A 19,765-nucleotide genomic window follows, 5' to 3' on the forward strand; every position below is an offset into this window, starting at 1 on the left:
GTTTTAAAAAGTCGTCAAATTGAGTGATTTTTCATAGTGACCTCTCGACTACGCTCGAGATGACAGGAGAAAAATTGTACTTCGACAGGGCCTTGTCCTGAGTTTATCGAAGGGCTCAGGGTGACGGGCATACTCATAATTATTAATTAAAAACTTAATGTCAGTCTGAGCCTGTCGAAGACCCATTACTTTTATCAATGTTATTTCCAAACTGGGTATAATTTTTAGAATATTCAACCAATTTATCCCAATTCTCTTCAATTAAAGCTATTTTCTTTCTTCTACTCCATCCTTTTACTTGCTTTTCTATCTGTATGGCTTCATTTGGGTTAGTGCATATTTCAAACCATTTTAAAACAACTGGCCGTTTATCATAGGTATAACTATCTGGCTTATTACCTGCATTATGCTCATTTATTCTTCGTTCTAAATCATTCGTCATACCGGTATAAAAAGAACCATCACTACATTCGACTATATATGTATAATAGTATTTCATTATTAAAATTTATTTTCTCTATGTTCAATCCCCTTCGACAGGCTCATGGTGACAGGCGTTTACGTAGCTATATTATAAATATCAAGCTGAGCCCTTCGGCATGCTCAGTGTAGGTCTGTCAAAGCACATTATACTCAGGATAACAACTTCAATATATACCCCTTAGTATATTAATAACAAAGAAACTAAAAATGTTACCATTTAGATTCCCCCGAGTTATACTTAAATAAATGATTTGTTAATAAATAATTAGTAGTAAGGTAGACCTCACAGGTTTTAAAAACCTGTGAGGTCTTATGTAATATAGTGTTCTTATTTTCAAAAGGCTATTTAATTCGTATGCTGTAGTACTCGATTACTCTTTATCAAAAAACAATCTTTATTTTGAATATCAAATTATAGATTTTACCTTGGTCAACAGAATTAACTTTTTAAAATAGAATAGTTGCCCTACTATGAGTAATCGACAAACCACCAAATATGCAATCTACACCGTAGCTGTATTATCTGCTGCATTAATCAATGAGTATATCTTAAAATATGTAAAGAAACATATCGATCAACAGGGGTATCTTTTGGTAGTAATAGATATGCTGGTTATCGTTTTAATTTTTGCACCTGCTTTTGCGCTGGTGACCAATTATGCAAAGAAGATTTCTAAGGCGTATCTTAAGACTTCTAAAAAATTGTCGAGTAGAAATAATGGGATCCTGCTAGGGTTTATAGTCGCTATACTTATTTTGTTTATCCTTTATGCAAATCTTAGGCACAATATCAATGTAATCAATGACCTAAAAGCTTTGATTTCGTAATAATTATCTATTTTTTTTATCATTAATAAGTAAACTATAACATTTATTGTCTTGTTATGCTTTGGTTAATACTGTATTTTAGTACATACATTAATCAATATAAATTATGTACTCATGAAAAATTCTTTAGAAGCATTTAAAAAATTCAAAGTTTTATCCCGAGAAGAGCTAATATTAATAGGTGGAGGCAGAAGAGATCAATGTACTGCAGAGCAGGTCAATAATTGCACTTTTGTGCAATATTATCCAGAAGGTTCTGTAATGATGGATTGTGGAGTATCTGAAGACTCTAATGGGGACGAAGAATGGATTTCGTGTGAAGCACATATAGCATAACTCTTAGCTATATACTATTTATAATGAAATAATCTAAAGTCTTCTTCGTATTGTTTTAGTTATTTCAACCCGAATTTCTTTCCAAAACACTAAATTACTCTGCATTTTTGATGTGGAGTTTTTTGGTATGCCATCTTACTATCCCTATTACATCATCTTTCTCTCTTATTAATTCTAAAGCATACAATATCCCTAATCATAAAAAAAACAACCCCCAGTGGTTAACAACTCCTCTGGGGGTCTAGGCTGAAGCGAAAAAATCAAACTAACTCAACTTACACTCAATTAAATATACTTCAGCTTTTCTTCTATATCATTAAGATATGCCTTTTTATTAACATTTTCAATTTTTTATTCAAGAACTACAAACTAATCCTATAGAGTAGCTTGTGTTCTAACATAATTCACATGATTTTAGAAAGCGCTGTTCCCTCAAACTTCCTCTAATTTCTTTTTTATCTTGTTAAGACATAAATTATTAATACTACCACTATGGCTATGTTTTGTATTCTTTTCGGGTGTATAACATCCCTTCTCAATATCTAATCCAATTTTCATATAGGCATCCCTAAAAGACATGCCCTGCATTACCAATTCATTTAATGTATCTACACTAAACAGGTAATCATACTTATCATCATCCAAAATATTTTTGTTCACCTTTATATTCTTAAGTGCATACATAGTCATCTCAAGAGATGCTTTTAAATCCTGAATAGCGGGTACAACTCCTTCTTTAAGCAATTGTAAATCCCTGTGGTAACCACTAGGTAAATTATTGATTAGCAAATTTAATTCGTAAGGCAGTGCTTGAATTTTATTACATTTCCCTCTTATTAACTCAAAGACGTCCGGATTTTTCTTATGTGGCATAATACTGGATCCTGTAGTAAATTCTGATGGAATACTCATAAAATCAAAATTCTGACTCATATACAAACACACATCCATGGCCAGTTTAGATAAAGTGGCGGCTACACTACTCATCGCAAAAGCAGTAGATTTTTCTGATTTCCCTCTGCTCATCTGTGCAGCAACTACATTATACTTAAGGGTTTCGAAACCTAATTCTCTTGTGGTAAACTCTCTATCAATCGGAAATGAGCTACCATACCCTGCGGCGCTTCCCAATGGGTTTTGATCTACAACTTTTAAAGCAGCATTTACAAAATACAGATCATCAATAAAGCTTTCTGCATAGGCAGAAAACCAAAGTCCAAATGAGGATGGCATCGCTATCTGCATATGGGTATACCCAGGAAGTAACACATCTTTATATGTTTCTGCAAGGGTAAGTAAATTCTGAGATAATTCGTTAACCAGAGATTTAATTTGAAGTAATTCATCCTTCATATATAGATGCATCGCCACCAACACCTGATCATTACGTGATCTGGCGGTATGTATTCGCTTACCCGCATCTCCTATTCGTTGAGTTAATTCAAACTCAATTTTTGAATGTATATCCTCGAACTGGTCTTCTATCACAAAAGTTCCTTTTTCTATTTCCCGCCCCAATATATTCAATTCTTTTTCAATTTCAGAAATTTCTTTGTCAGAAAGTAAATTAATCTTATGCAGCATCTTAGCATGAACCAGTGTTGCCTGCACATCATACCTGGCAATTACCATATCCAATTGCCTGTCATTACCTACGGTAAACCTATCTATTTTTTGATCTGTTGGTAATCCTTTATCCCAAAGTTTCATTAATTATTCTTTTGTTGAAGTGATTTTAACTACTTCATTATTTATACTATACCTTCTAAAATTTTGATATACAGTTCAATTCCTTCTTTTAGCTCATCTACATAAATAAATTCATTTGCAGAATGCGACCTGGTCGAATCTCCCGGTCCGAGTTTTAATGAAGGGCAACTCAATACCGATTGATCCGATAAGGTTGGAGATCCATACGTACTTCTTCCTAGTGCAATTCCCGATTTTACAATAGGATGATCTACAGCAATTGACGAAGATCCTAAATCCAAAGATCTGGGCGCAACCTCAACATATTTGGGCATGTGTTGTTTTACAATATCCAGAACCTCTTTATTTGTATAACTATCATTCACTCGTATATCTACCACCAGATCACAACTTGCCGGTACCACATTGTGTTGTTTCCCAGCATTGATCTGTGTCACTGTAGCTTTTACTTTGCCCAGATTTTCTGATATTTTTTTAAATTCATATGTTTTAAACCACTCTATCACCTGCAAAGCATTATAAATTGCGTTATCTTCATTAGGGTGAGCAGCATGACTAGCTGTTCCTTTTACCGATATATCTAATACCAATAAGCCTTTTTCTGCAACGGCCAATTGCATTAGTGTTGGTTCTCCTACAATGCCAAATGCTACATTCTTAAGATATTTTAATACACTTTTTAATCCTAAAGGACCACTACTCTCTTCTTCTGCAGAAGCAACAATCACAAAATTGTAGTGTAATCCTTCTCTATTGTAGAAATAAGTAAATGTAGCTAGTAAGGCAACCAGGCAACCGCCCGCGTCATTACTTCCCAGGCCAAACAGTTTCCCTTCTTCTACAAAAGCTTTAAAAGGATCATTCGTATAGTTTCCATTTGGTTTTACCGTATCATGATGGGAGTTTAATAAAATAGTAGGTTTAGATTCGTCAAAATACGTATTGTATGCCCATATATTATTATTCTCCCTCTCAAAAGGAATATCATTTTGAATGAACCAATTCTCGATCAATTGCGCTGTTTTTTCCTCTTCTGATGAAAACGATGGCGTTTCTATTAAATGATGTAAAAGCTCAATCGCTTCACGTGTTAGTTTTTCCATTATTAGTTATAGACTTAAAGTCGTATGTTTAGTTGTATTATCCTTTATAAAATCTGCATTAGCAATATGTACTGTGCTTACTTTTTTTTGTAAGGCGTCAAAGCAATTCTGAAGCTTTGGAAGCATTCCTTCTGTGATCACTTCTGCTTCTCTTAATGCTGTATACCTCTCTAAATCAATATGTTCGATTACAGAATCTTTATCTTCTATATTTTCAAGAACACCTTTTAATTCGAAACAATAAAATAACGACACCTCGTAATCAGCACTCATTTCTGAAGCTATTTCTGAAGCTATTGTATCTGCATTCGTATTAAACAATTGCCCTTGACCATCGTGGGTAACGGCGCAAAAAACCGGTGTAATTCCCTGATTTAAAAATGCTTTTATGGTATTGCCATTTACGTTAACAACATCACCAACATATCCATAATCAACAAATTGCACAGGTCTTTTCTTTGCCATAATTACATTGGCATCTGTCCCAGTTAATCCCAGAGCATTACAATGGTGATGCTGTAAACCTGCAACAATGGTTTTATTTAATAACCCTGCATACGTCATTACAACGATATCCAGGTTCTCTGCAGAAGTAATTCTTCGACCATCGATCATCTCGGTCTTTATACCTAACTGAGCTGCAAGTCGAGTAGCAGATTTTCCTCCGCCGTGAACCAAAATCTTTGGGCCTTCTACTTTAGAAAAATCTTCTAAGAAAGAAGTCAATGCTTCTGGATCTTCTATTATATTTCCGCCAATCTTGGCGACCAATAATCTCTTTTTCAAATGTTCTCTCATCACATTAAGATTTTTCAAGTATTTTCTTTAAAACCAATTGTGCAGCATATGTTCTATTATTTGCCTGTTCGATAACAATAGAATTTTTACTATCCAGTACTGCATCATCTACAACTACATTTCTTCGTACAGGTAGGCAATGCATAAATTTTGCATCATTGGTTAGTTTCATTTTTGTATTTGTAATTTTCCAGGAAGGATCATTATCTATGACTTTACCGTATTCTTGATAGGCACTCCAATTTTTGACATACACAAAATCGGCATCTTTTAATGCATTTTCCTGGTTGTAATCAATGGGCACCTGTTTAGTAATCTGACTGGCTAACTCAAATCCCACAGGATGGGTAATTACAAAATCTGCGTCCATACGCTGCATCATCTCTACAAAAGAATTAGCAACTGCCTGTGGTAAGGCTTTTGGATGCGGTGCCCATGATAATACAACCTTTGGCTTGTCTGTTTTTTTATATTCGGAAATTGTTATAGCATCTGTTAACGCTTGTAATGGATGTCTGGTCGCGCTTTCCATATTGATAACTGGTATTGAAGCATAGTTCATAAACCCATGAAGTACTTTCTCGCTGTAGTCATCATCTCTATCTTCTAACTTTGCAAAAGCTCGTACTCCCAATACATCACAATATTGAGAAACTACCTGGGCAGCTTCTTTTACATGTTCAGAATTCCCCTGATCCATTATGGTTCCGTCTCCATACTCGAGCGACCAGCCTTCTCCTGTAAAATTCATAACCATAACATTCATTCCCAGATTTAAGGCTGCTTTCTGGGTGCTCAAACGAGTACGAAGACTTGGATTAAAAAATAACAATCCTATCGTTTTATCTTTACCCAAAGCCATATTAGATAAAGGGGTTTTCTTTATTGCAATTGCTTCCTCTACCCAAACGGGTAAAGAGTCTATATCCTGTATTGAAAAGTAGTTGTTCATTCTTATCTCTTAAATCATTGGTTTTTCTACCAATACACTTTGTAATGCGTTTATAAATTGATCTATCTGCTTTTTCCCAATGGTTAACGGAGGAAGAATTCGCAATAGCTTTTTATTCATTGCTCCTCCTGTAAAAATATGCTCCTCATAGATGAGTCTTTTTCTAAGTTCGCTAACCTCGAAATCAAACTCTAATCCTAACATTAGTCCTTTTCCTTTTACCTTTTGTACTCCGGGAATTTGATGTGCTTTAGATTCAAAATATGCTCCTGTTAATCTTGCATTATCAATAAGGTTTTCGGTTTCAATTACTTCAAGAACCGATAATGCTGCAATACAAGCCAGGTGATTACCTCCAAAAGTGGTTCCCAGCATCCCATAATTAGGTTTTATATGTGGGGCAATTAATATCCCTCCTATGGGAAAACCGTTACCCATACCTTTTGCTATAGAAATGATATCTGGTGTTATCTCATGATATTGATGTGCAAAAAAATTACCGCTCCTGCCGTAACCCGATTGCACTTCATCAACTATTAAAACAACTCCGAGCTCATGACATAAGGTTTCTAAGGTTGTAAAAAAAGAAGTAGTTCCTTCATCTAGCCCTCCTACTCCTTGTATAGGTTCTATAATCACAGCACACACGTCACCTTTTTCTAATTCAGTTCTTACGAGCTCAATTTGGTTTAACGGCAAAAAAGTGACGTTTTGCTGAGTATTTAATGGTGCATTGATTTTAGCATTATCTGTAGCAGCTACTGCGGCAGATGTTCGCCCGTGAAAACCATTATGAAATGCTACCACCCTTGATTTCCCTGTATAAAAAGAAGCTAGTTTTAATGCATTTTCATTGGCTTCGGCTCCAGAGTTACATAAAAACAATTGATAGTCGTCATATCCCGATAATGCTCCCAGTTTTTTTGCTAATTTCGTTTGTAAGTTATTTTGAACAGCATTAGAATAAAAGCCTATTTTCTCTACCTGTTCTTTTATGTTTTGTACATAGTGAGGATGAGAATGACCTATTGAAATCACTGCATGCCCTCCGTACATATCCAAATATTCTGTTCCATTTTTATCCACAACGGTAGCATTGTAAGCTTTTACAGGCTCTACATCATATAAAGGATACACGTCAAATAATTTCATAATATTAATTGTTGGTTGTTTTTTCTATCTAAAAATTAACTTCAGGTTGTTTTGACAATAACTACTTATATTGGTTCTCGATACATTATGTTATGGCATGGCACTCGAACAAACATCGGTTTCGGAATTCATACTTTGTACTTTTACACTTTTCATTATTTAGTATTCATTATTCTTTACCAGTACATACGCATCAACTAACAACCAAAAACGATCAACTACTTAATTGTGTTTATTTTTTCATAAGAAGCCATCACTCCTTTTATTACCGATGAGCTTAATCCTTGGTGTTCCATCTCATTTAGCCCTTCTATGGTACACCCCTGGGGTGTTGTCACCTTATCGATTTCACGTTCGGGATGAGTTCCATTCTCTGCTACCAATGTTGCAGCTCCTATCGCGGTTTGCACCGCAATGATTTGGGCTTCATGCGGGTGAAATCCCATTTGAATCCCTCCTTGTATCATTGCTCTTAAAAATCTAAGAAAAAATGCTATTCCGCTAGCTCCTAAAACCGTAGCGGCCTGCATTAGACGTTCTTCTATAATTAGCGTTTTACCGATGGTGTCAAACATCTTTTGTACTGTAGTTAATTCTTCTTTTACATCTTCATTAGCTGCAATACAAGTCATTGATAGTTTTTTGGCAGCTCCTGTATTTGGCATTACCCGTACTACTTTATTATTAGGAACTACCTCATTGATTTCGGCAATTGATGTACCTGTTACTGTAGAAATCAATATTTGATCTGTTGTTACTGTATTTTTTATTTCCTGTAAAACAGCATCCAACTGTCTTGGTTGTACACAAAGAATTACCCATTTTGCATTTTTTATAGATGCTACTATATTTTGTGAGGTAGATACTCCTAGTTTTTCTTCAACTTCTTTTAGATTATATTTTGATTTATCTACTACTGTAATATCAGTAGCTTCAAACAAATCACTATTGACCAATCCAGAAATTATTGATTTCCCTAAGTTTCCTCCTCCTATAATTGTTATTGTGTTCATATTATTTTTTTATACGTTTATTTCAATATGAAATTCTGTTACTAAAACGCACTTGCTTTTAATTCTAATCCTGTTTTCTCTTTTAATCCCAACATTAAATTCATATTATGAATCGCTTGTCCAGATGCTCCTTTGATTAAGTTATCGATTACAGATGTGATGAGTAACATTCCATTTTTCTTACTAATGTGTAGTATACATTTATTCGTGTTTACTACTTGTTTTAAATGAATTTCTTCATCAGAAATCACGGTAAACTCAGCCTTTTTATAGTAGGATGCATATAGTTCTTTCGCCTCTTCTTCGCTACCTTCATATTTTGTGTACATAGTGGCATAAATTCCTTTACTAAAATTCCCCCTATTAGGAACAAAGAAAACCGGGGCTTCAAAATCATGTTGCTCTTGTTTAAGGCTTTGCTTAATCTCTCCCAGGTGCTGATGTGAGAATACTTTATAACTAGAAAAATTATTATCTCTCCAACTAAAATGAGTGGTTCCTCCTGGCATTACACCAGCTCCTGTACTTCCTGTTGTAGCATTAATATGTACTGCATCCTTAAGTTTCCCTGCAAAAGCTAATGGTAATAATCCTAACTGAATGGCAGTAGCAAAACATCCCGGGTTTGCAATATTTTTTGCTGATCTGATCTTTTCTTTTTCTAACTCTGGCAAACCATATACAAAATCTCTTCCCAGAAATTCCTGATCATCGTTTAATCTAAAATCATTTCCCAAATCAATTACTTTGGTCATTTTTGAAAACGTATTGGTTTCTAAAAACAATCTTGATCTGCCATGCCCCAGGCACAAAAACAATACATCGACATTTGGGTTTATAGTATCTGTGAACTTAAGATCTATTTCTCCTATCAAATCTGGATGTTGTTTATGAATTGGTACACCAGCATTTGTTGTGCTGTACACAAAATCCAGATGTACTTCTGGGTGATGTACTAATAACCTTAAGAGCTCTCCTGCTGTATATCCAGATCCTCCTATTATTCCTACTTGTATCATGATTCACTTGGGTTTACATTATGATATATCTTATTGGCATTACCGTAGATTTTTATAAAGCCTTTAGCATCATCAGATGTCCAGGAATTATTCATCTCTCCGTATTGCCCGAAGTCTGATTTCATCATATCAAAATCTGATTCAATTCCTTCTAAGGTAAAATGATAAGGTTTCAATTTTACTTTTACCTCTCCTGTTACTGATTTTTGAGAGTCTTCCATAAATACTTCAATATTTCTCATTACCGGATCCAAGTAATTTCCTTCATGTAACAACATACCATACCAGTTGGCTAATTGTTCTTTCCAATATTGTTGCCACTTGGTTAAAACGTGTTTTTCTAAAAGGTGGTGAGCTTTAATGATTACCATTGGTGCCGCTGCTTCAAACCCTACTCTCCCTTTAATACCAATAATTGTATCTCCGACATGAGTATCTCTCCCAATAGCAAAAGCACTGGCAAGTTCTTCCAGTTTCTGAATGGTATTCACCGGGGTATCCTTAATTCCATCTAATCCTACGAGTTCTCCTTTTTCGAAGTTTAATGTGATAACTTCTTCCTTTTCTTTTTGAAGTTGACTGGGGTATGCCGTATCTGGTAATGCACGATGCGAAGAAAGGGTTTCTTTTCCTCCTACACTGGTTCCCCAAATACCTTTATTGATTGAGTACTGTGCCTTTTCCCAGCTGTAGTACACCTCGTGCTTTTCTAGATATTCTACTTCGGCCTGACGAGACAGTTTTAAATCTCTAATCGGAGTAATAATTTCGATCTCTGGAGCTAATGTTTGAAAAATCACATCAAATCTTATCTGATCGTTTCCTGCTCCTGTGCTTCCGTGTGCAATATACTTTGCTCCTATTTTTTTGGCATATTTAATCACCTCTATGGCCTGAAAAATTCGTTCTGCACTTACAGAAAGTGGATATGTATTATTTTTTAATACATTACCATAAATCAGGTATTTAATCGCTTTATCATAAAACTCGTTTAGAATGGTTTTATTTATATGAGATGAGCTGCCCAACTCATAGGCTCTTTTTTCTGTCTCCTTTAGTTCTTTTTCAGAAAAACCACCTGTGTTTACCAAAATGGTATGTACATCCAGATTTTTTTCATGAATAAGATATTTTACACAATACGAGGTATCCAGTCCTCCGCTATATGCTAATACTACTTTTTCCATAACAACAATTGTTTATTGCTTGCAAGCATCGTTTGTTTAATATTTTTTAATCGTTTTAGTACTTTTTTATCGTACCACTTTTCTTTCTTCTTAACTTCTTTTAAAGGGTTGTATAACATACCGGTACACAAGCACATTTTATGCTCTTTAGAAGTTAGAATATCATAATTTGTACACGTTTTACACCCTGCCCAAAACTTGGGGTCATCTGTTAGTTCAGAGAATGTAACAGGTTTATATCCCAAATCAGAATTGATTTTCATTACAGCTAACCCGGTTGTGATACCGAACACTTTGGCCATTGGGTATTTTTTCAAAGAATAATTAAATGTAAATTCTTTGATTTTTTTTGCCAGACCTTGATTTCTAAAATTGGGATGTACTATTAAACCAGAATGTGCTACATATTTTTCATGTCCCCAGATTTCGATATAACAAAACCCTGCAAATTGATTGCCCGATATGGCAATAACTGCATTCCTGTTTTGCATCTTTGTTTGTATATATTCTGGAGTACGCTTAGCTATACCGGTTCCTCTTACTTTGGCAGAATCGGATATTACTTCGCATATTTCCTTTGCATGACGAAAATGATTTTCGTTAGCAATTATTATTTTTACTTTTTCCATAAACGAATCCCGCTTATTAAAGAAGCGTTATATCATTTACATTTTGAATTCGCTATATCGAATTCAAAATGTAAATGATATAACTATTAAAATTAGTGTTGATTTTTCTGAATCCAGGTTGGTATGCGAATCATATCCCGTTATTTGCGTGATAAGAATTCTTACTAAATACTTTAAATAGGTTATGTACACAACTATTTAAAAATTCGGTTTTTCTAAAATGGATTCGATGTCTCTAGGGGAAGTAGGACGCACCTACTTCAAAAGAATATTAGACCCCCAAGGGGCGACGAAAGCGGCGTGTGGGAATAAATGTATTACCAAAATTGTTCAAATATTGAACTTTACTCTCTGTAGATATGTAATTTACCGTTTTCATAATAGTAACTCTAAATCGTCGGCCGTGGCCCCTTTCGTTAACTAGATGGTACAATATTACGTAAAAAATTAATACGGGAAACAAATAAATCGTAAAACTGATTAACTTTTATCGTTTTAATAAAATCATGAACCTTTATCTATCAAATTGATATTCTATACCTTAAGTTTCTAATAAAAAAATAGAAAAGAGTTTTAATATAAAGAACTTAAGGTATATCATATCAAAAACTGAAACAAATCAGGTTTATCATTAAGGTAATCTCCAAAGAAATTAAGGGCCTTCATCCTGGAGACCAAAGGTTCTAAATCTTTCTTGTCTTTTAGTTCAATTCCAACCACTGCGGGGCCATTTTCTCTACTAGATTTTTTCGAATATTCGAAATGTGTGATATCATCATTTGGGCCCAGCACTTCTCCTACAAATTGTTTTAATGCACCCGCTCGTTGTGGAAAACGAACAATGAAATAGTGTTTTAAATCTGCATATAACAAAGCTCTTTCTTTAATCTCTGCAGTACGGGTAATATCATTATTACTACCACTTACAATACACACTACATTTTTGCCTTTGATCTTATCTTTATAAAACTCTAGAGCTGCCAAGGTTAATGCTCCTGCAGGTTCGACTACAATAGCATCTCTATTGTATAAATCTAAAATGGTCTGGCATACCAATCCTTCGGGGACTGTATACATATCAGAGAGGTATTCTTTACAAATATCAAAGTTAAGATCTCCTACTTTCTGAACTGCTGCACCATCGATAAATTTGTCAATATTAAAAATCTCTGTATTCTTATTATTTTGGATAGATGATAACATAGAAGGTGCTCCTTCTGGTTCGACACCAATAATTTTTGTTTTTGGCGATAAGGCTTTCATTGCTCCACATAATCCCGAGGCCAAACCACCGCCACCAATAGCTACAAAAATGTAATCAATAGGTACATCGGTCTGCTTAAAAATCTCAAGCCCTATTGTTCCTTGCCCTTCTATAGTTTTTGGATCCTCAAAAGGATGCACAAAGATTTTTCCTTCAGAAGTACAGGTTTCCATCGCTGCTTTATACGAATCATCAAATGTATCGCCTTCGAGAACAATTTTTACATGATCACCACCAAACATTTGCGTCTGTGCTACCTTTTGTTTTGGGGTTACCGAAGGCATATAAACCGTACCTTCTATTCCCAAATGATGGCAGGCAAATGCCACTCCTTGCGCATGATTACCTGCACTGGCACAAACAACTCCCTTTTCTAGTTCTTCTTTGGTAAGTGAACTTATTTTATTAAAAGCACCTCTTATCTTATACGAACGAACACGTTGAAGATCTTCTCGTTTCAATAAAATATTAGCGTCGTATCTGCGAGAATACCGAATACTATTCATAAGAGGAGTAACCATAGCCACTTCTTTTATCGTTGAAGCTGCCTTTTGGATATCCTCTAATTCAGGGAAATAGGTTGTGGTGGTTATGGTACTCATAATTTAAGTTTACGCTGGTCTTTTATATTATCCTGTTTAATTTTGAAATAGCACTAATAAATAGTTTCTTTTACACCTATTTTTCGTTAAAAAATATAACCGTAGCTATGGCTATGCTAATATTTTTTGTCTTGAATACGTGCAAAATAAATTCAATTTCTACACGCACGATTTCAAAGTTAAACTGGGGTATTCTTGCCGGCTCAGATCCATCAAAGGTTACACAATACACATCTCAAAACTCTAACAGACCTGGCCTGACAAAATTAAATGTATTATACTATAGGCTTCATTGCTGTCATCGATGCTCTTAGTCGAGAGCCAACAACTTCTATAGGGTGATTTCTTATAATTGCATTTACTTCTATTAGCTTAGCATTATCTACTCCATTCTCTTTTCCTTCATCGTATGCTTTTCCGATAACATCGGTATCTATTTTTTTCATAAAATCTGCTAGTAAAGGCTTACAAGCATGATCAAATAAATAACAACCGTATTCTGCAGTATCAGAGATCACACGATTCATTTCAAACAATTTCTTACGTGCAATCGTATTGGCAATAAGCGGAGTTTCGTGTAATGACTCGTAATATGCAGACTCTTCAATAATTCCAGAATCTGTCATTGCTTCAAAAGCCAGTTCAACTCCTGCTCTTACCATAGCTACCATTAATACACCATTATCATAGAATTCTTGTTCAGAAATTTCAATATCTCCTGCAGGAGTTTTCTCGAATGCCGTCTCTCCTGTTGCTGCTCTCCACGATAATAGATTTTTATCATCATTAGCCCAGTCTTCCATCATCGTTTTAGAAAAATGCCCTTGCATGATATCATCCATATGTTTTCTAAACAACGGACGCATGATACTCTTTAATTCTTCAGAAAGCTCAAATGCCTTAATCTTTGATAAATTTGATAATCGATCCATCATATTTGTGATTCCTCCATACTTCATCCCTTCGGTAATGGTTTCCCAACCGTATTGGATTAATTTAGAAGCGTATCCTGCATCGATTCCTTTTTCTAACATTTTGTCAAAACATAAAATAGATCCGGTTTGCAGTAACCCACATAGAATGGTCTGCTCTCCCATAAGATCTGATTTTACTTCGGCTACAAAAGAAGATTCTAGCACTCCTGCTCTATGACCACCTGTTCCTGCTGCATAGGCTTTTGCCTGATCTAAACCATGCCCTTGGGGGTCATTTTCTGGATGTACCGCTATTAATGTAGGTACTCCAAATCCTCTTTTATACTCTTCTCTTACTTCTGATCCCGGACATTTTGGTGCTACCATAATCACAGTAAGATCATCTCTCACTTCCATACCTTCTTCTACAATATTAAATCCGTGTGAGTATGATAAAGTAGCTCCTTTTTTCATTAGTGGCATTACTGTAGTTACCACTTGAGTATGTTGTTTATCTGGTGTCAAATTAATAACCACATCTGCATTAGGAATCAATTCTTCATAGGTCCCTACATCGAATCCATTGTCAGATGCATTTTTGAAAGATTGTCTTTTTTCTTTGATCGCAGCTTCACGAAGCGCATACGAAATATCCAAACCAGAGTCTCTCATGTTTAACCCTTGATTAAGTCCCTGAGCTCCACACCCTACGATAACCATTTTTTTCCCTTTTAATGCGTCTACACCTGCCGAAAACTCTTCAGCATCCATAAATCTACATTTTCCTAGTTGTGTTAGTTGATCTCTTAATGATAGCGTATTAAAGTAATTTGCCATTTCTTTCTTAATTTGTTGTGATTTCCGTTAGGAAATTTGATTTAATTTTATTTTTAGTTGTTTCGATTTTTATGGTGTATCCCTGAGTCAAATTCAGGGTCGGGCTATTCGCTATATCTTTTTGATTGTCATCCTAAGTTATTAAGGAGACAACCAAAAAGGATGTCACTACTATCCCTTACACAGCTTCCATTCCAAAATTTTCTAATATTTTAGAAATATGCAGCTTCTCTTTTGTTATTGAAATTCTTCCAGAACGCACAAATTGCATTAAACCATAAGGTTCTAATTGATCATACAAAGCTTCAACATCTCTGCGTCGTCCTGTCTTTTCTAATACAAAAAACTCTGGAGTTACGGTAACAATATTAGCATTACTGTCCTTGATTACATTCTGGATTTTACGTTCCTCGAATAACAGTTTTGAAGCAATCTTAAACAAAGCCGTTTCCTGATAAATAGTCTCATCATCTTTATGATAAAAAGCTTTAATCACTTCTATTTGTTTTTCAATCTGCCCAATAATCTTTTTTACCTGTTCTTCAGTTATGTTCACCACGATTGTAAAACGAAATACATCCTTAATCTCTGATACAGAAGCTGTAAAACTTTCAAGATTGATATGACGTCTTAAAAATATTGCTGAAATCCTGTTCAACAACCCTATATTATTTTCAGTATATACTGATATGGTATAATTTTCTTTTTTCATTACTAGTATATTGTATCATTGCATAGATTCCAGCCAAAGCCTATACAGAGTGTAGACGAAGTGCCAGAATAACAAAATTCTATTATTCTAATCTTATATCCGAAACTGATGCTCCTGTAGGAATCATCGGAAACACATTATTTTCTTTTTCGACACATACTTCTAAAAAATATGCTTCTTTACTTGCTATCATCTCTGCGATTGCTTCTTGTAAATTCTCTCTTTTGGTAACTCTGGTAGATTTGATATGATACCCTTCTGCTATTTTTATAAAATCTGGATTTACCATCTCTGTAGACGCATATCGTTTATCAAAAAATAGTTGTTGCCATTGGCGTACCATTCCCAGGAAATCATTGTTTAGCACTACGATCTTTACTGGTACTTTGGTTTGGAAAATTGTACCCAACTCCTGTATTGTCATCTGGTATCCACCGTCTCCTATAATCGCTACTACTTCTCTATCCGGGACTCCCATTTTTGCACCGATCGCTGCAGGTAATGCAAATCCCATTGTACCTAAACCTCCAGAAGTAATATTGCTCTTAGACTTATTAAACTCGGCATATCTACAAGCCATCATTTGGTGCTGTCCTACATCAGATACAATGACTGCATCTCCTTTGGTTTCTTCATTAATTCTTCTAAGCACTTCGCCCATAGACAGGCCTTCATTACTAGGGTACAATTCTTCTTTGATTACTTTATCATATTCTATTGCATCATAATCTCTAAACTCCTGTACCCATGAATCATGAGAATTTGATTGCACCATCGAAAGTATCTGCGCTAATGTATTTTTCACATTACCCATTACTGCAACATCTACTTTTACATTTTTATTTATCTCTGCCGGATCAATCTCAAAATGTATGATTTTGGCCTGCTTGGCATAGGTTTCTAAATTACCAGTAACTCTATCATCAAAACGCATTCCGATTGCCAGTAATAAATCACATTCGTTGGTTAGCTTATTTGGCCCGTAGTTACCATGCATACCAACCATTCCTACATTTAATAGGTGTGATGTTGGTAGTGCAGAAAGTCCCAAAATAGTCCATGCAGATGGGATTCCTGATTTCTCTATAAAGTTTTTCAACTCTTCTTCTGCTTCTCCAAGGATTACTCCCTGACCAAAGACAATCATCGGTTTTTTTGCTTTGTTTATCAGTTTTGCTGCCTGTTCCAAACTTTTTAGATCTGTTTCGGGTACAGGTTTATAACTACGTACACCTTTACATTTCTCATACGCAAAGTCTAATTCGCCAAACTGTGCATCTTTTGTAATATCTATTAATACAGGGCCTGGTCGACCAGAGCGCGCAATATAAAAAGCTTTAGCTAATACAGCAGGAATATCTTCGGCCTTGGTAACCTGATGGTTCCATTTGGTGATTGGTGTAGAGATTCCTATAATATCAGTTTCCTGAAACGCATCAGATCCTAGCAAGTGTGATCCAACCTGACCTGTAATACATACCATAGGTGTAGAGTCTATTTGTGCATCTGCGATTCCCGTTACAAAATTAGTAGCTCCCGGTCCAGAAGTAGCAATAGCAACTCCAACTTTACCACTCGTTCTTGCATATCCTTGTGCCGCATGAGTTGCTCCTTGCTCATGCCTTGTTAATACATGATGCAATTGATCTCTATATTTGTATAGTTCATCATAGACCGGCATTATAGCTCCGCCAGGGTATCCATAAATTAAATCTACTCCTTCTGCCAACAAGCATCGAATTACCGCCTCTGCACCTGTCATACGCTTTGTTGATATTTTGGTTTCTTTTTTTAACGTTTGCGTTTGTGTTTCCATACACTCTTATTTTAGAGGCTAGACTTTTAGAAACTAGAGTCTAGACTTTTTTTAGATTCTGATCTTCATCAGAATGATAATTTATCTTTTAATCAGCATCAAATGCTGTACTTTTTTAGATTTTAGCCTTTACTAGAATGGCACTTCACTTCGAATCAATGCTTTGCATTGGAGTACTTTTAGAATTCATCGGTTACACACCCCTGTGATGCAGAGGATACTGTATGTGCGTATTTGTACAGCACTCCTTTCTCGAACTTTAATGCAGGTTGAACCCAGGAAGCTTTTCTTTTTTCGATCTCAGCTTCACTAATCGCTACAGTAATCGAATTGGTCTCTGCATCAATAGTAATAACATCTCCATCTTTTACTAAAGCAATCAAACCTCCTTCTTGTGCTTCAGGTGTGATATGTCCAACAACAAATCCATGTGTTCCTCCAGAAAATCTTCCATCTGTAATTAAGGCTACGTCTTTACCCAAACCGGCTCCCATAATAGCAGCTGTAGGCTTCAACATTTCTGGCATTCCTGGTCCTCCTTTTGGTCCTTCATATCTTATGACGACTACATCTCCTTTTTCTACTTTTCCATCTCTAATACCATCATTAGCATCATACTCTCCATCAAAAACTTTGGCTTTTCCTTGAAAACGCAATCCTTCTTTACCTGTGATTTTTGCAACACATCCATCTTCAGACAGGTTACCAAACATGATTCTAAGGTGTCCTGTTGGTTTAATTGGATTCTCTATAGGCTTGATAACATCCTGTCCTTCTGCAAGATCAGGAACGTCCAATAAGTTTTCTGCAATTGTTTTTCCGGTAACGGTCAAACAATCTCCGTGTAACAATCCTTTCTTTAAAAGGTATTTTAATACCGCAGGAATTCCTCCAACTTCATGCACATCTTCCATTAGGTATTTTCCACTTGGTTTAAGGTCTGCCAAAAACGGTGTTTCGTCACTAATTCTCTGAAAATCTGCTAATGTGAACTCTACATCTGCAGCCCTGGCAATTGCCAAAAAGTGCAATACGGCATTCGTAGACCCCCCCAGTACAGTAACTAATCGTATTGCATTTTCGAGTGATTTTTTGGTTACTATATCTTTAGGTTTGATATCCTTTTCTAATAATGTTCGCATAGCGCGACCTGCCTGGATACTTTCTTCCTCTTTATTTTTACTTATTGCAGGATTCGAAGAATTATAGGGTAATGACATTCCTAACGCTTCGATTGCAGAGGCCATCGTATTTGCAGTATACATCCCTCCACAAGCTCCTGCACCCGGACATGCTTTCTCTATAACACTTTTGTACTCTGTTTGTGTTATTGTACCGGCTACTTTTTCTCCCCAGGCTTCGAAAGCAGAAACTACATCTAATTTTTTACCTTCGTGACATCCAGATGCTATGGTTCCTCCATAAACTAAAATCGAAGGGCGGTCTAATCGAAGCATTGCCATTAATGCCCCTGGCATATTTTTATCGCAACCAACAACAGTTACCATACCATCATAAGACATTGCCTGTACTACAGTTTCCATCGAATCTGCGATTACATCACGAGATGGTAATGAAAAACGCATTCCTGGTGTTCCCATAGAAATCCCATCGCTTACTCCAATAGTATTAAATATAAGCCCGACGACATCTTCTTCTACTGTTCCTTGTTTTACCAATTTAGCAAGATCATTAAGATGCATGTTACATGGATTCCCTTCATAACCTGTACTGGCGATTCCGACTAATGGTTTATTAAAATCCTCATCGGTTAAACCAATTGCGTGAAGCATTGCCTGTGCCGCAGGTTGCGTGTCATCTTGAGTGACTTGTTTACTATACTTATTGATGCTCATTTCTTTTTGAATATCAGTTTTTACGAATTATTTAAAATTTTAACTTTTACCCTATGATGTATGCATTAGATTGAATAAACCACAGTATAAAATTATTTTGTTGCAACTAAACACGTGTACATTATTCAATATCCTTACAATATCCAATAGTCTTTTTACACATGTTAATAATTGATTTACAGTATTTTATGTTTTTATAATTTACAATCACTATTTGATCATTTTATTTAAATATTCTTTATGTATCAAAAAAAACTCCCTTCATTTTCTGAAGGGAGCCTGTATTTATTTGTATACAATAATGTCCCTTCATCATGGTGAAATAATCACGATAATGACAATGACATTACTAATTATATTGCTAAATATTCTCATTTCTATTTTTCAGAATTAATTTTAGATTCTAATCTTACTACCTTTTATACAAAAAAAAATCCCTTTACTCGAGTAAAGGGATTTTAATATCATATATATAGTATTAATACATCCCTTATCGAGGTGAAATAATCACCTCAATGATAATGACTGTATTAATATTTATGTTTCTTGTATTC

Annotated in this window: 17 protein-coding genes; 2 read left to right on the top strand and 15 right to left on the bottom strand. The window is 35.3% G+C overall.

The annotated features are described in order from the left end of the window. Window positions 1-160 precede the first annotated feature (160 nt). Window positions 161-499 (bottom strand): GIY-YIG nuclease family protein, encoded by a 339-nt coding sequence (locus NNH57_RS06995; protein WP_108809406.1) that lies wholly within the window; start codon window positions 497-499, stop codon window positions 161-163. A 455-nt stretch (window positions 500-954) separates the two neighbouring features. On the opposite strand from NNH57_RS06995, the gene NNH57_RS07000 reads away from it, so the two are divergent. After that, entirely contained in the window at window positions 955-1,311 is a 357-nt protein-coding gene (locus tag NNH57_RS07000; RefSeq protein ID WP_074409239.1) for a hypothetical protein, read from the top strand. Window positions 1,312-1,425: 114 nt separating this feature from the next. Continuing rightward, window positions 1,426-1,647, top strand: a complete 222-nt coding sequence (locus NNH57_RS07005) for a hypothetical protein (RefSeq protein ID WP_106791119.1) — start codon at window positions 1,426-1,428, stop codon at window positions 1,645-1,647. Window positions 1,648-2,079: 432 nt separating this feature from the next. On the opposite strand, the gene argH is transcribed toward NNH57_RS07005, so the two are convergent. The 14 genes from argH to ilvD form a co-directional block, all read right to left on the bottom strand. Next, complete coding sequence (gene argH, locus NNH57_RS07010; RefSeq protein ID WP_108809405.1) at window positions 2,080-3,357, bottom strand: argininosuccinate lyase; 1,278 nt, start codon at window positions 3,355-3,357, stop codon at window positions 2,080-2,082. 41 nt (window positions 3,358-3,398) lie between these two features. Next, window positions 3,399-4,460, bottom strand: coding sequence for a M20 family metallo-hydrolase (locus NNH57_RS07015; RefSeq protein ID WP_108809404.1), 1,062 nt, complete (start codon window positions 4,458-4,460; stop codon window positions 3,399-3,401). Between the two features lie 6 nt (window positions 4,461-4,466). After that, window positions 4,467-5,258 (bottom strand): acetylglutamate kinase, encoded by a 792-nt coding sequence (gene argB, locus NNH57_RS07020; RefSeq protein WP_074409243.1) that lies wholly within the window; start codon window positions 5,256-5,258, stop codon window positions 4,467-4,469. A gap of 4 nt (window positions 5,259-5,262) precedes the next feature. Further along, entirely contained in the window at window positions 5,263-6,210 is a 948-nt protein-coding gene (locus NNH57_RS07025; RefSeq protein ID WP_108809403.1) for an N-acetylornithine carbamoyltransferase, read from the bottom strand. Between the two features lie 9 nt (window positions 6,211-6,219). Next, a complete protein-coding gene (locus NNH57_RS07030; RefSeq protein ID WP_108809402.1) occupies window positions 6,220-7,362 on the bottom strand; it encodes an aspartate aminotransferase family protein in 1,143 nt (380 codons plus the stop codon). Window positions 7,363-7,580: 218 nt separating this feature from the next. Next, window positions 7,581-8,375, bottom strand: coding sequence for a pyrroline-5-carboxylate reductase (proC, locus tag NNH57_RS07035; protein WP_074409246.1), 795 nt, complete (start codon window positions 8,373-8,375; stop codon window positions 7,581-7,583). A gap of 41 nt (window positions 8,376-8,416) precedes the next feature. After that, window positions 8,417-9,394: an N-acetyl-gamma-glutamyl-phosphate reductase gene (argC, locus tag NNH57_RS07040; RefSeq protein WP_074409247.1), complete on the bottom strand. Its 978-nt coding sequence runs from the start codon at window positions 9,392-9,394 to the stop codon at window positions 8,417-8,419. Then, window positions 9,391-10,581 (bottom strand): argininosuccinate synthase, encoded by a 1,191-nt coding sequence (locus tag NNH57_RS07045; protein WP_074409248.1) that lies wholly within the window; start codon window positions 10,579-10,581, stop codon window positions 9,391-9,393. Before NNH57_RS07045 ends, argC begins: the two co-directional genes overlap by 4 nt. After that, window positions 10,569-11,210, bottom strand: coding sequence for a GNAT family N-acetyltransferase (locus NNH57_RS07050; protein WP_108809401.1), 642 nt, complete (start codon window positions 11,208-11,210; stop codon window positions 10,569-10,571). The genes NNH57_RS07045 and NNH57_RS07050 overlap by 13 nt, the downstream gene beginning before the upstream one ends. Before the next feature lie 597 nt (window positions 11,211-11,807). Further along, complete coding sequence (gene ilvA, locus NNH57_RS07055; protein ID WP_108809400.1) at window positions 11,808-13,076, bottom strand: threonine ammonia-lyase IlvA; 1,269 nt, start codon at window positions 13,074-13,076, stop codon at window positions 11,808-11,810. Between the two features lie 275 nt (window positions 13,077-13,351). Further along, complete coding sequence (gene ilvC / locus NNH57_RS07060) at window positions 13,352-14,827, bottom strand: ketol-acid reductoisomerase (protein ID WP_108809399.1); 1,476 nt, start codon at window positions 14,825-14,827, stop codon at window positions 13,352-13,354. Between the two features lie 178 nt (window positions 14,828-15,005). Then, window positions 15,006-15,539 (bottom strand): acetolactate synthase small subunit, encoded by a 534-nt coding sequence (gene ilvN, locus NNH57_RS07065; protein WP_074409252.1) that lies wholly within the window; start codon window positions 15,537-15,539, stop codon window positions 15,006-15,008. An 82-nt stretch (window positions 15,540-15,621) separates the two neighbouring features. Next, window positions 15,622-17,355 (bottom strand): biosynthetic-type acetolactate synthase large subunit, encoded by a 1,734-nt coding sequence (ilvB, locus tag NNH57_RS07070; RefSeq protein ID WP_108809398.1) that lies wholly within the window; start codon window positions 17,353-17,355, stop codon window positions 15,622-15,624. Window positions 17,356-17,534: 179 nt separating this feature from the next. Beyond that, a complete protein-coding gene (gene ilvD / locus NNH57_RS07075) occupies window positions 17,535-19,211 on the bottom strand; it encodes a dihydroxy-acid dehydratase (RefSeq protein WP_074409254.1) in 1,677 nt (558 codons plus the stop codon). Window positions 19,212-19,765: the final 554 nt, after the last annotated feature.

It is taken from the genome of Aquimarina spinulae (assembly GCF_943373825.1).
Taxonomy (GTDB): domain Bacteria; phylum Bacteroidota; class Bacteroidia; order Flavobacteriales; family Flavobacteriaceae; genus Aquimarina; species Aquimarina spinulae.

Bases quoted from the DNA above. Each gene is read 5' to 3' on its own strand.
- NNH57_RS06995 (WP_108809406.1), bottom strand. From the start codon at position 499: ATGAAATACTATTATACATATATAGTCGAATGTAGTGATGGTTCTTTT.
- NNH57_RS07000 (WP_074409239.1), top strand. From the start codon at position 955: ATGAGTAATCGACAAACCACCAAATATGCAATCTACACCGTAGCTGTA.
- NNH57_RS07005 (WP_106791119.1), top strand. From the start codon at position 1,426: ATGAAAAATTCTTTAGAAGCATTTAAAAAATTCAAAGTTTTATCCCGA.
- argH (WP_108809405.1), bottom strand. From the start codon at position 3,357: ATGAAACTTTGGGATAAAGGATTACCAACAGATCAAAAAATAGATAGG.
- NNH57_RS07015 (WP_108809404.1), bottom strand. From the start codon at position 4,460: ATGGAAAAACTAACACGTGAAGCGATTGAGCTTTTACATCATTTAATA.
- argB (WP_074409243.1), bottom strand. From the start codon at position 5,258: ATGAGAGAACATTTGAAAAAGAGATTATTGGTCGCCAAGATTGGCGGA.
- NNH57_RS07025 (WP_108809403.1), bottom strand. From the start codon at position 6,210: ATGAACAACTACTTTTCAATACAGGATATAGACTCTTTACCCGTTTGG.
- NNH57_RS07030 (WP_108809402.1), bottom strand. From the start codon at position 7,362: ATGAAATTATTTGACGTGTATCCTTTATATGATGTAGAGCCTGTAAAA.
- proC (WP_074409246.1), bottom strand. From the start codon at position 8,375: ATGAACACAATAACAATTATAGGAGGAGGAAACTTAGGGAAATCAATA.
- argC (WP_074409247.1), bottom strand. From the start codon at position 9,394: ATGATACAAGTAGGAATAATAGGAGGATCTGGATATACAGCAGGAGAG.
- NNH57_RS07045 (WP_074409248.1), bottom strand. From the start codon at position 10,581: ATGGAAAAAGTAGTATTAGCATATAGCGGAGGACTGGATACCTCGTAT.
- NNH57_RS07050 (WP_108809401.1), bottom strand. From the start codon at position 11,210: ATGGAAAAAGTAAAAATAATAATTGCTAACGAAAATCATTTTCGTCAT.
- ilvA (WP_108809400.1), bottom strand. From the start codon at position 13,076: ATGAGTACCATAACCACCACAACCTATTTCCCTGAATTAGAGGATATC.
- ilvC (WP_108809399.1), bottom strand. From the start codon at position 14,827: ATGGCAAATTACTTTAATACGCTATCATTAAGAGATCAACTAACACAA.
- ilvN (WP_074409252.1), bottom strand. From the start codon at position 15,539: ATGAAAAAAGAAAATTATACCATATCAGTATATACTGAAAATAATATA.
- ilvB (WP_108809398.1), bottom strand. From the start codon at position 17,355: ATGGAAACACAAACGCAAACGTTAAAAAAAGAAACCAAAATATCAACA.
- ilvD (WP_074409254.1), bottom strand. From the start codon at position 19,211: ATGAGCATCAATAAGTATAGTAAACAAGTCACTCAAGATGACACGCAA.